Below are 12459 nucleotides of genomic sequence, written 5' to 3'. Positions count from 1 at the left end.
TACTGTTTATACATTACCTATGAGGAATTGAAACGCAAATGTAGCAGATATTCTATCAATCCCTTTCCTATCGTTTATACATTACCTATGAGGAACTACAAGCAAAAAGACATATCCTTAGCATTTAGGGCATGTCTTTTAATGAATCTAGGTAAAAATTGGGGACACAATTTAAAAAAATGACCCTAAAAGCCTAATAAAAACTATTAAATATTAAAGTTCCAGACCTCGAATCCCTCAGTGGGTACCATATTTAATAAAAGTAGAGCTCAAAGTTAGTAAATATTGTTATTGAACTAACTTAAGGGCTCTATTTTTTATATCAATTATAAGATTTATCAGTAAATATAAGGGGTATATGGCATTTAATATGTTTCTATATTGTTATATAATAAATTTATTAGATATACACAGAGTTGCGATACATCCTACCTTTTTTAGGATTGGTATTGCAAATAAATTGATTAATTTTATAGAGGACTTAAAGTCAATATAGATAAAATTGTTGTATGTGCTGGCAAGGACAATCTTTCTGCTATAGATTTATATTTAAAAAATAGTTACAAGAAGAAAAATGATATGGAAATCAAAAATGGGATTTATATGACCAAGTTTGAGAAAATATCGGAAATAGAAAGGAGGTCATATATTTGAAATTTCAATATGGAACAAAGACAATAGAATTTGAAGTAGAATACAGGGATAGAAAGACACTAGAGATAGGCATAGAACCTCCTGATAATATAAAAGTTAAAGCCCCTAAGATTGCTACGGAAGAATATATATTAAGAGTAGTAAAATCAAAGGCTAAATGGATTACTCGGAAACTATTTGAATTTAAGGATGTGGAGTATATAAGGAGAAAAAAAGAATATGTGAATGGAGAGTCCTTTATGTACTTAGGAAGGAATTACGCATTACAGATTATTATGAACAAAGATATAAAGGAATCTATAACAAGGCTTTATCAAGGGAAATTCTATATAGAGACCAATACAAAGAATCAAGATAAGCTAAGACAATCTATGGAAAGATGGTATAGAGAGAAGACATTAGAAAAAGCTATAGAGAGGATACAATATTATAAATCATACTTTGATCTGACACCTAATGTAGTTAGAGTGAAGGAACAAAAGAAAAGATGGGCCAGCTGTAGCTCAAAGAGAAATTTGAACTTTAACTGGCGTTGTTCCATGGCCCCGTCTAATGTACTAGATTATATAGTTGTCCACGAGATGTGTCATATGGTACATTTCAATCACTCAAAAGCGTTCTGGAATTTAGTAGGGAAGATTATACCCGATTATAAAGAACGGAAGGAGTGGTTGAGACATTATGGAATTAGGATGGATTTATAAATTATGTTGATAGAAGAGGATAACTTTATACGTATATAGAATATATAAAGGCAGTAAAAATATGAGAGTGAAAACTAGAGGAGGCAATTGTATTGGCTGATTTAAGTGAAATTATGAATTGGACATTTATATCGGAAACGGAAATACCATCAGATATAGATGATATCCTTGTTGATGAGGAATATGTGGAAGTAGCCTATAAAACTATTCGAGATGTTGCAGTGATAACAAATAAAAGAATTATCGTTGCCGATAAACAAGGACTGACAGGAAAAAAAGTAGAGGTATATACTATACCATTTAAGTCCATAGTTATGTATTCTAGTGAAAATGCCCATGGCATATTAGACTTTAATGCAGAAATAGAATTATGGACTAGAGCTGGTAAGTTTAAGCTTAACTTGAAGAAGGGCATTGATATAAGAAAATTAGATAAAGTTATTGGGAAACATATTTTATAAATTTGAGTGTAAATTTTTATCAGACTTAAAAAATCCACAGATAACCTTGATATCAAGGCTATCTGTGGATTTTTTAAGTCTATATATTGAACAAATCACCAACTAGGTGGTGTCATAGCCCATATAGATATGGATTCATTATCGTCATAGCTTTCGTAAACATGGGGTTTAGAGCTATTAAAATATATACTATCTCCTTCGTGCAAGACATGTCTTTTACCTTCAACAATTACAACCATACTGCCTTTTATAACATATCCACATTCTTCACCATCATGGGAAATGGCTTCTTCAATCCTATGGGTACATCCATTTAGTTTTATTAGGATAAATTCAATTTGTCTATTGTATGTAGGAGTTAGAAGTTCGTATATCCTTGATTTATCATCAGTTATAATTGTGCGTCTCTCATTTTTTCTTACAAGTGCAGACACATCTTTTTCTTCATCAAAAAAATATCCCATAGTGACACCAAGTGCATTGACTATTTTTAACATTGCTGTAATAGTGGGAACTACTTTATCTCTTTCAATTTCACTAATAAGTCCAGTGCTTAAACCAGACATACTAGAGAGATCTGTAATATTCAAGTTTTTTGCTCTTCTTAATTCTCTTATTTTAGATCCTATATTAGCCATAAACTACCTCCCAAAGTTATTTATACAATATTATACCATTTTACGATGTAAAAATATACAAAGCGCATATCAATATACCGAAATATTTTCGATATATTGACATGAAGATTTTATTGTATTATACTATTGCTGAACAATAAAATCTAAATTTATAGGGGGAGATAATTTTATGGAAAGTTTAATTAAATCAGATCAGATATGGGTCTTATGGGCCATTTTAACTGGTTTGGCTGCTGTAAGTATATATTTACAGCAAAATTACAAATGGGCATCAAAGGTTACAAGCTCAATTATTGCTTTGGTAGGTGGGTTGCTTTTATCTAATCTACATATTATTCCTACACAATCTCCAGTATACGATGATGTATGGAATTATATAATTCCTCTAGCGATTCCCATGCTATTGTTTAACTGTAATGTAAAAAAGATTTGGAAGCAAAGTGGTAGGTTATTAGGAATGTTTGTTATTGGGGGAATTGGTACTGTATTAGGTGCATTTATTGGATATATGGCTTTGCATGAACATATACCTAGATTAGAATATGTAGCTACAATAATGACTGGTTCGTACATAGGTGGTGGAGTGAATTTTGTAGCTTTATCTCATGCTTTTAATGTACCCAGTGATCTTGTTGCTTCTGCAACAGTTGCCGATAATTTATTGATGGCATTATACTTCTTTGTGCTATTGGCGTTGCCGTCCATACCTTTTTTCAGAAAGCATTTTTCTCATCCATTAATAGATGAAGCTGAATCTATAGGAACAATAGCTGCAACATGTGAACAATCCAATGAGTTACAAAAGACTGAAATTACCATTAGAGATATTGCATTTGTATTTGCTAGTTCATTTATAATAATAGCGGTGTCTACTGAACTTGCAAACGTTTTCTCTGCAATTATTCCAAAAACTAATGAGTTTCTAGAGATATTAAATTCAGTGTTAGGAAATATGTATTTTATATTGACTACTATAACTATGTTATTAGCAACATTTAATCCTAAATTCTTTTCTTCATTAAAGGGCGCTGAGGAAATAGGTATGTTTTTTATGGCTATTTTTATGTCAGTAATTGGTATACCAGCATCTATAGCAGAGATTATTTATAATGCGCCTCTACTTTTAGTATTTTGTGGGATAATGGTAACTATGAATATGTTAACAGCATTTGTTGGAGCTAAAATTTTCAAATTTAATTTAGAAGAAGCTATTATTGCTTCAAATGCCAATGTAGGTGGTCCAGCAACTGCTCCTGCAATGGCAAGTGCTAAAGGCTGGACATCTTTAGTAGGACCATCGATTTTGGTTTCTGTATTAGGATATGTTATTGGTAATTATCTAGGAATTATCGTGGGTAATATTTTAATTTGATTCAAAACAAGAAATTTAGGGGGATATACATATGATATTTAATGGACATTCAGATATATTGTCTGATATAAACTTGAGGAGATTAAATGGAGAAAAAGATGTTTTTAGAAGATATCACTATCAAAACTTTTTAAAATCAGGAGTAAAATCAGCTATATGGGTAATCTGGACTGATCCTGAAAATCTCCATAGACCAAAGGAAAGGACAAAGGAAATTATAAATTCAATGATGGAAGAATTTGAAGAAGCTTCCGATATGCTTAATATTGTCAAGAGGTACGAAGACTTTAATAAAGGATTTCAGGAAGATAAGATTAATATTGTAATTGGAATGGAGGGATTAGCGCATATTGAAGATGATATAGATTTAATAGCGTCATATTATAAAGATATAGGTTTGAGGCATGCTTCTTTGACATGGAATGAAAAAAATACATTAGCTACAGGTGTCAGTAACAATATAAATGGAGTTACTAAATTGGGACAAAAGGCTATTGAAAAGATAGAAGAATTGGGAATGATTTTAGATGTGTCACATTTGAACCAAAACTCCTTTTGGGATGTAATTGATATAGCATCAGGGCCTGTTATTGCTTCCCATTCAAATGCTAAGGAATTTGCAAAAGTAAATAGAAACCTTGATGATAGACAATTATTAGCTATTGCAAAAAGTGGAGGATTAGTGGGTATTAATGCTGTAAGCGTATTTGTCAATGATGATAAAAATAGACAGGATATAGATGGTTTAATAGACCAAATTGATTATATAAAGAATTTGATAGGTATAGAACATATTGGATTTGGTTTTGATTTCTGTGACTTTTTACCTACATCATATGTGGGATTACCAGACCCTATAACCAATTCAATTACTGTAAAAGGGTTGTCATCAGAAGCCGATATACTAAATCTTATCAATGGGATGAGACAACGGGGATATACTGAACAAGAAATAAATTTAATAGCTTATGAAAATTATGACAATCTACTAAAAAAAACTCTGTGATTTTAAAATCACAGAGTTTTTTTCATTCCTCTTCAAACAGTTGAATCATTAGTCATATAATGATATAAAGAAGGTGAAATAGAATGATAATATATGATGGACAAATAACCAAAAATTTTAATATAAGAGAGTTTGTTTGTAAAGATAATTTTGAGATATTATTAAACGAACAGGTGTTGGATCATATATTCAGATTACAGAAGTTTAGAAGTTGGTATATCAGGCCAATGGTAGTAAGTAGTGGTTATAGGACAAAGGAATATAATGCAAAAGTAGGGGGAAGTCCCAATAGCAAGCATATTTTAGGTATTGCTACTGATTTTCTACTTCCATTGGATGAATTAGAAAAATATAATGAACAAAGGATTGAGGAATTTTATAATAATATAAAGAATAAATGGATTGAACTATGTGCTCAAGACAATTTAGGTGGTGGAGTGGGTTTCTACGATAAATATATACATCTAGATAGTAGATCAAATGGTGACTATAGCAGTGGGTCATATGCCTTTTGGGATAAAAGATAGATATATATTTGTAAGAAGAAAGTGTATTGATTTGTAGCGGTATATTCAGATTGTTGACAAATATATTTATGACAAATAAAAGTTAGTAGTTAACGGTTATTAGCTAGTAGTTAAACGATGAAATCCATAGGATTTCTTCAATCAACTACTAGCTAAATTTATTTAGTGATTACTATTTTATAGGTTCCAATATTTTATCTTCAACAGGACTAGATAAAATAATAAATGTTTCTGTATTTCCAAAGACTTGAACTTGACCTATGAACTCTTCTAAGGCGGACATTTTGTCAAATCTAGCTTTTATAATCATGCAATAGGGTCCTGTAACATGATAACATTGAGTTACATATTTATTATTGTTTACAAACTCTTTAAACTTCTCATGTTTTTCAACTTTCATATCTACATTTATAAATGCATTTATGGTTCTATTTAGTTCATTTGGATCTATAATAGCTTTATACCCTGCAATAATTCCTTTTTCTTCAAGTTTTTTAACTCTTTCAGCGGCAGCAGGAGGTGTTAAAGCCACCATTTTACCTAATTCTTTCATGGGAATCCTACCTTGAGTTTGAAGAATCTTAATTATATCCCAGTCGGTATTATCCATAAAAAAGCCCCCCTTATGATTTTTAAGAAAAATAAAAATATACTTTTTTTATTTAAGCAGAACATATGCAATCCCTTATTAAATCCATATACATCCAAAAAATAACATGTTACAATGAACTCAAAATAAGATATTGCTAATAAAATTATAGCATATTATAAGAATTTGTAATAGATTGTTAATTCTAGTGATAATAAATAAATCATTTTAATGGGAGGGCTTCTATTGTTATCTAAAAAGAATAGTAAGATATCATCATCTATAACCTTATCAATTACAGCAAAGGCTAAAAAGATGAAGAATGAAGGGGAAGATGTTATAAGTTTTGGAGCAGGAGAGCCTGATTTTAATACACCTAAAAATATTAGAGATGCAGCGATTAAAGTTATAGAAGGTGGTCAAATAGGATATACGGCATCGTCTGGATTGCCAGAGCTAAAAAGGGTAATATGTGATAAATTTTATAGAGATAACAGGTTAGATTATGAAATTGAAAATATAGTTGTGTCAAATGGTGCTAAACATGCGTTATTTAACACATTTCAAGCTATATGCAACGAGGGGGATGAAATCATACTTCCTATACCTTATTGGGTCAGTTATCCTGAACTGGTGAAGATGGCTGGTGCAAAGCCAGTCTTGGTTGAAACGAGAGAAGAAGACGGATTTAAATATACTAAAGAGAGATTATTAAATGCTATAAATAAGAATACCAAAGCAATATTATTAAATAGCCCCAATAATCCAACGGGTACTGTCTATGGAAAAGAGGAGTTGCAAGAGATAGCAGAGATAGCAGTAGAAAATGGTATATACATAATTTCAGATGAGATATATGAAAAACTAATATATTCTGGAAGGCATATCAGTATTGCATCATTGGGAGACAAAATTAAAGATTTGACTATAGTGATAAATGGGGTATCTAAATGTTATGCAATGACAGGGTGGAGAATAGGATATGCAGCATGTAATAAAGAGATAGCAAAAATAATGACTAATATCCAAAGTCATGCTACATCTAATCCCAATACAGTGGCCCAATATGCAAGTATTGAAGCATTAAGTGGAAATCAAGATGCTATTGATAAAATGGTGGATGCATTTATTCACAGAAGAGATTATATGGTTAAAAAAGTAAACTCTATAAATAACTTATCATGTAGAAGACCAGAAGGGGCATTTTATGTGATGGTAAATATATCCAAAATAATAGGTAAAAAATTAAATGGAACAGAAATAAAGGGATCTATGGATTTTGCACAGTATTTATTGGATACTGTTAAGGTTGCAGTAATACCAGGAATAGGTTTTGGAAACGATAATTATATTAGGTTATCATATGCAACTGGTTTAGAAAATATTAAAGAAGGTCTGAAAAGGATAGAAGAGGCTATTAAATAGATAGATGGGGTGATAATGGTGAAAAAATTAAAAGTTACAGAGACTGCTTTGAGGGATGGACATCAGTCTTTGATAGCAACGAGATTAAAAACTGAAGAAATGTTACCTATTCTAGAAAAGATGGATAATGTGGGATACCATGCCATGGAGGTGTGGGGAGGAGCTACATTTGATGCTTGCCTTAGATATTTAAATGAAGACCCTTGGGAAAGATTGAGAAAAATTAGGTCTAAAGTAAAAAATACAAAACTTCAAATGCTTTTAAGAGGGCAGAATATATTGGGGTATAAGCACTATCCCGACGATATAGTTGAAAAATTTATTTACAAGTCTGTAGAAAATGGAATTGATATCATAAGGATATTTGATGCATTAAACGACATAAGAAATTTAGAGACATCGATTAAGGCCACAAAAAAAGCAGGTGCCCATTGTCAATGTGCTATATCTTATACCACCAGTAAAATACACACAAAAAGCTATTATTTAGAAAAGGTAAAGGCAATGGAGGATATGGGTGCCGATTCTATATGTATTAAAGATATGTCAGGTATATTGACTCCATATAGGGCCTATGAATTGATAAAAGCTATAAAGAAGATAACAGACTTACCCATAGAGTTCCACAATCATTGTACTAGTGGAATAGCACAAATGTCTTATATGAAGGCTATAGAGGCTGGAGTAGATATTATAGATACAGCAATAAGTCCCTTTGCAACAGGGACATCACAACCACCTACAGAACCCTTTGTCATGGCATATAAAGGAACTGATAGGGATACCAAACTTAATTTAAATCTATTAGAGGAGATAGCAGAGTACTTTAAACCTATTAAAAGAAAATATATAGAAGATGGCACATTAAATCTTAAGGTATTAGAAACAGAACCAAAGACTTTAATCTATCAGGTTCCAGGAGGAATGCTTTCTAATCTTTTATCCCAATTAAAATCTCAGAATGCAGAGGATAAATATGAAGAGGTTTTAGCTGAAATACCAAGGGTTAGAGAAGAATTAGGATATCCTCCATTGGTAACACCACTGAGTCAGATGGTTGGTACACAATCTATGATGAATGTACTGACAGGGGATAGGTACAAGATGATACCAAAAGAGATTAAGGATTATGTTAAAGGATATTATGGAAAATCGCCAGCACCTATAAAAGAAAATATTAAGAAAAAAATTATAGGAGATGAAAAAGTAATAACCCAAAGACCAGCAGATTTGCTTGAAGATGCCTTTGATAAATATAAAGAGGAGATAGAGGGATTATATAAGTCTGAAGAAGATATACTGTCTTATGCTTTATTTCCACAGATTACTAAGAAATTTTTGATAGATAGAGAACCAGAAGTATATCATATTGAATTATCTATAGATTAAAAGGAGGGTATAAAAATGTTAGCTATGTCAGATATAATTAAAAGTTTAAATGTGACAGCAGTAAGTATGATTGTTGTATTTATTACTTTGTTTTGTATATCGATGATATTGCAAGGGTTTAAGGTTGTATTTAAGGATAGAAAAAGCAAAGGCAATATATCCTTTGTTGAGAATAAAACTAATCATAAAAAAGATGGTAATGATATAGATATAAAAGATAATCAAGTATTAGCAGCTATATTTACTGCGGCAATAGCTTCTAGTGAAAGGGATAAGATGTCTAATATCAGAATTAAGAGTATAAAAAAGGTCAGTTAAATAAATTGGGAGGTAAAAAAATGGATAAATATAGAATTCATTTAAATGGAGAAGTATATGAAATAGAGGTTGAAAAGGTAGAATCCTCAGAACCAGAAGTGAAAACCCCAAGACCTGTTAAACCAGTTAAATCCATTGAGCCTGTTAAACCAGTCAAAAAAGTTGAATCAAATAATGTAGATACTCCTGGCAATGGAGAGCCTGTTGTTGCTCCCATGCCAGGACTAATAACAGATATTAAGGTAACAGAGGGAGAAAGAGTAATGAAGGGACAGGTCTTGATTATATTAGAGGCTATGAAGATGGAAAACGAAATAATTGCATCAAAGGATGGGGTAGTTTCTAGTATAAATATATCTAAGGGTGCTCAAGTAGAGGCTCAAGAAGTATTGATAACTTTAGCTTAAATAGAAGGGAATGAACACTAAATGGGGGAAGTATTGCATAATTTTTGGTCTAGTACAGGTATATTGGAAACTAGTATAACTGAGATAATAATGCTAGCAATTGCCTGTGCATTTTTGTATTTAGCCATTAAGAAGGGGTATGAGCCATATCTATTAATACCTATAGCGTTTGGTATGCTTTTAGTAAATCTACCCGGGACGGGATTAATGGCTGAAGATGGATTATTAAATTATTTATATGAAGGCACTAAGAGGGGAATTTATCCGCCATTGATATTTTTATGTGTAGGGGCCAGTACAGATTTTGGGCCATTAATAGCAAACCCAAAGAGTATTTTGTTGGGGGCTGCTGCACAGTTTGGAATATTTTTTGCTCTTATTGGTGCAGTATTGTTGGGATTTCCTTTGAAGGAAGCAGCATCAATAGGCATAATAGGCGGAGCAGATGGACCTACGGCTATATTTTTAACAGGTCAATTGGCACCTGATTTGTTGGGGCCAATTGCATTGGCAGCATATTCCTATATGGCATTGGTTCCAATAATTCAACCACCTATTATACGATTTCTTACAACCAAAGAAGAAAGACAAGTAAAAATGAGTCAATTGAGACCAGTTAGTAAAAAAGAAAAAATAATATTTCCCATAGTGGTTACAATATTTACGATAAAATTATTGCCATCATCGGCACCGTTGATTGGCATGTTGATGTTTGGCAATCTTATAAGAGAATCGGGAGTAGTACCTAAACTAGCAGAAACAGCTCAGAATTCCCTTATGTACATAATTACCATAATTTTAGGAATAACAGTGGGAGCCAAGGCTACTGCAGATGTTCTGTTACAAGAGAGTACATTATTGATAGTTGCATTGGGGTTAGTTGCATTTTCAGTGGGAACTATTTCTGGGGTACTATTTGGTAAGATTATGTATAGATTAAGTAATGGGAAAATCAATCCAATGATAGGGGCAGCGGGGGTATCAGCAGTGCCTATGGCATCAAGGGTTGTACAGAAGGTAGGACAAGAAGAAAATCCATCAAATTTTTTACTTATGCATGCGATGGGACCTAACGTAGCAGGGGTTATAGGTTCAGCAGTGGCAGCAGGTATTTTACTTAATATGTTTTAATATGTGTTTAAAATGGAACTTTTTTATTTGGATTGAGTCTAAAGTAGTAAAACAAAAGTTATTAGGAGGAGAATAAAATGAAATTTAAAAATATAGTTGTATTGACAATAGCAGGAACAGTATTTGTATCTAGTACAATTGTATCAGCTGAATATAATCCAAATAAAAAAGAGATAAATGGTCCTGTGACCACTACTAAAATAGTTACTACAAATGATGATAGTCCAATGGACTTAGACACAGATTTTACTATGGTAATAAATGGTAAAGGATTAGACCTAAAAGAAACAAGGGTATATGTCAGTAAAGATGGGGATATAATGATACCCTTAAGAAGATTAGGTAAGGCTTTAGGATATGAAGTAAAGTGGAATGGTGAAAAGAGGATTATTGAATTGATTAAAGAAAATCAATATATTATGGTAAAAGTAGATGAGGATTATTATAGTTTTGGTAGAATGGCACCAATGCAGTTAGGAACTATACCAGAAATTAATGAAGGCAATACTTATGTGCCTCTAAAATTTGTAAAGGATGTATTGAGGGCACAGGTAAGTACTGATGAGACGGGCATTATAAATATTCGCAGTGATCAATCTTCAAATATAGATGATTTGTTGTCAACTAAGGTTGGAGATATTGTTTCTATAAGTAAAACAGATAAAGATATTTCCATATTGGTAGAGGAAAATATATTGGGGAGTGAAGAGAAAAGTCAAATCAAATTATATATTGGAGATGAGACAAAAATAGTAAATCCATTGACAAATGAAAAGTTGGATATAGAAGACTTAAATGAAGGTGATAGAGTAAGGACTTTTTATGGACCTATGATAACATATAGCATACCTCCACAGTCACCTGCTAAGAGAATAGAAGTATTAGATGAAATAGATATAAAAACAGGAAAGATTACTAAAATTATGACCAATAAAAATAGCCAAATTCTGATTGGTGATAGAATGAATGGAATGGTTTTAAATATAAGTGAAGAGACTAAAATAGTCAATAAAGATAATGAAGAATTAAAATTTGAAGATCTAAAAGAGGAAATGGATGTAGATGTATTTCATGACTTAGCTGTTACAAGGAGTCTGCCTCCTATTTCCAATGCAAAGAAAATTATAGTAAAGTAAGTAGGGGTCTTTAAGGCTTAATATTAGGTCAATGACAAAAGTAAAAAAAGTAGTTGGTAGTTTGTATAAATGCCAACTACTTTTTTTATATTTACTTATTTCCTTTTAATGATGGTAGCAATTTTGATTTGAGTGGTTCAGGTATATGTTTTAGCTTTCTATTGTCTATCTTAGAAATAAGGCTGGTGCTTACTTTTATTTTGATAGCCAATTCTTTAGCAGTATAGCCTTGTTTTTTTCTCAGTTCTCTTATAGTTTTATTTCTGTTTCTAAAGTTAAAAAACATACAATTCACCTCAATATATATTAAGAATATACATATTTAATAATATCATAACAAAGGAATGGTTTCTATTGATGGAATAAAATGTTACTGTCAAGTAATAGTTGGCAATTATTTTTCTTTAGATTTAATCATCCAATAACTATTGATTTTTAGGTTTTAAATTTATGTATTTAACACCCGTTAGGGCGAAATTATTTTAGACATTGTTATATTTCAATTTTATATCCTCATTACTGACCGTTAGGGCATAGATATCCTGTATTTAATATTATTAGAAACGATATCTTTAAAAGCTTAGCTTTAGGTTACTTGCACATCTATCACCTAGCATTTTCTGTATTGCCCTTCTTCCATTGGTTACAGCGCATTTCCTAAATGGAATAGAGGCTGTTTTATGCTTATATATTTTACTCTTT

Annotated in this window: 14 protein-coding genes; 11 read left to right on the top strand and 3 right to left on the bottom strand. The window is 31.6% G+C overall.

Features of this window, described 5'->3' with window-relative positions; translation table 11 throughout:
• Positions 1–650 precede the first annotated feature (650 nt).
• Entirely contained in the window at positions 651–1358 is a 708-nt protein-coding gene (locus Q326_RS0114930) for a M48 family metallopeptidase (RefSeq protein ID WP_245592121.1), read from the top strand.
• Positions 1359–1450: 92 nt separating this feature from the next.
• Positions 1451–1819 carry a PH domain-containing protein gene (locus Q326_RS0114925; protein WP_026896081.1) on the top strand — a complete coding sequence of 123 codons (369 nt, stop codon included), beginning with the start codon at positions 1451–1453 and terminating at the stop codon, positions 1817–1819.
• A gap of 95 nt (positions 1820–1914) precedes the next feature.
• Here Q326_RS0114925 and Q326_RS0114920 read toward each other — a convergent pair whose 3' ends face one another.
• On the bottom strand, positions 1915–2457 hold the full coding sequence (locus Q326_RS0114920; protein ID WP_026896080.1) for a helix-turn-helix domain-containing protein: 543 nt from the start codon (positions 2455–2457) through the stop codon (positions 1915–1917).
• Between the two features lie 169 nt (positions 2458–2626).
• Here Q326_RS0114920 and Q326_RS0114915 point away from each other — a divergent pair, with 169 nt between their 5' ends.
• From Q326_RS0114915 to Q326_RS18075, 3 genes are all read left to right on the top strand, one after another.
• On the top strand, positions 2627–3829 hold the full coding sequence (locus Q326_RS0114915) for a DUF819 family protein (RefSeq protein WP_026896079.1): 1203 nt from the start codon (positions 2627–2629) through the stop codon (positions 3827–3829).
• Positions 3830–3860: 31 nt separating this feature from the next.
• Complete coding sequence (locus tag Q326_RS0114910) at positions 3861–4835, top strand: dipeptidase (protein WP_026896078.1); 975 nt, start codon at positions 3861–3863, stop codon at positions 4833–4835.
• Positions 4836–4918: 83 nt separating this feature from the next.
• Positions 4919–5362 (top strand): D-Ala-D-Ala carboxypeptidase family metallohydrolase, encoded by a 444-nt coding sequence (locus tag Q326_RS18075; RefSeq protein ID WP_051531539.1) that lies wholly within the window; start codon positions 4919–4921, stop codon positions 5360–5362.
• Between the two features lie 172 nt (positions 5363–5534).
• On the opposite strand, the gene Q326_RS0114900 is transcribed toward Q326_RS18075, so the two are convergent.
• Positions 5535–5972 carry an Lrp/AsnC family transcriptional regulator gene (locus Q326_RS0114900; RefSeq protein WP_026896077.1) on the bottom strand — a complete coding sequence of 146 codons (438 nt, stop codon included), beginning with the start codon at positions 5970–5972 and terminating at the stop codon, positions 5535–5537.
• A 225-nt stretch (positions 5973–6197) separates the two neighbouring features.
• On the opposite strand from Q326_RS0114900, the gene Q326_RS0114895 reads away from it, so the two are divergent.
• The 6 genes from Q326_RS0114895 to Q326_RS0114870 all read left to right on the top strand — a co-directional run bounded on the left by Q326_RS0114895 (position 6198) and on the right by Q326_RS0114870 (position 11757).
• Positions 6198–7376 carry a pyridoxal phosphate-dependent aminotransferase gene (locus Q326_RS0114895; protein WP_284071450.1) on the top strand — a complete coding sequence of 393 codons (1179 nt, stop codon included), beginning with the start codon at positions 6198–6200 and terminating at the stop codon, positions 7374–7376.
• A 15-nt stretch (positions 7377–7391) separates the two neighbouring features.
• Positions 7392–8765, top strand: a complete 1374-nt coding sequence (locus tag Q326_RS0114890) for an oxaloacetate decarboxylase subunit alpha (protein ID WP_026896075.1) — start codon at positions 7392–7394, stop codon at positions 8763–8765.
• Positions 8766–8780: 15 nt separating this feature from the next.
• Entirely contained in the window at positions 8781–9083 is a 303-nt protein-coding gene (locus Q326_RS0114885; RefSeq protein WP_026896074.1) for an OadG family protein, read from the top strand.
• A gap of 20 nt (positions 9084–9103) precedes the next feature.
• Entirely contained in the window at positions 9104–9490 is a 387-nt protein-coding gene (locus Q326_RS0114880; RefSeq protein ID WP_026896073.1) for a biotin/lipoyl-containing protein, read from the top strand.
• Between the two features lie 21 nt (positions 9491–9511).
• Positions 9512–10621 carry a sodium ion-translocating decarboxylase subunit beta gene (locus Q326_RS0114875; RefSeq protein WP_026896072.1) on the top strand — a complete coding sequence of 370 codons (1110 nt, stop codon included), beginning with the start codon at positions 9512–9514 and terminating at the stop codon, positions 10619–10621.
• 77 nt (positions 10622–10698) lie between these two features.
• Entirely contained in the window at positions 10699–11757 is a 1059-nt protein-coding gene (locus Q326_RS0114870; RefSeq protein WP_026896071.1) for a copper amine oxidase N-terminal domain-containing protein, read from the top strand.
• Between the two features lie 91 nt (positions 11758–11848).
• Here Q326_RS0114870 and Q326_RS0114865 read toward each other — a convergent pair whose 3' ends face one another.
• On the bottom strand, positions 11849–12043 hold the full coding sequence (locus Q326_RS0114865; protein ID WP_026896070.1) for a helix-turn-helix domain-containing protein: 195 nt from the start codon (positions 12041–12043) through the stop codon (positions 11849–11851).
• Between the last annotated feature and the right edge of the window lie 416 nt (positions 12044–12459).

The sequence above is a fragment of the Clostridiisalibacter paucivorans DSM 22131 genome (assembly GCF_000620125.1).
Lineage (GTDB): Bacteria > Bacillota > Clostridia > Tissierellales > Clostridiisalibacteraceae > Clostridiisalibacter > Clostridiisalibacter paucivorans.
The sequence above is the reverse complement of the archived record's forward strand: the minus strand, read 5'-3'. Positions and strand labels throughout refer to the sequence as shown.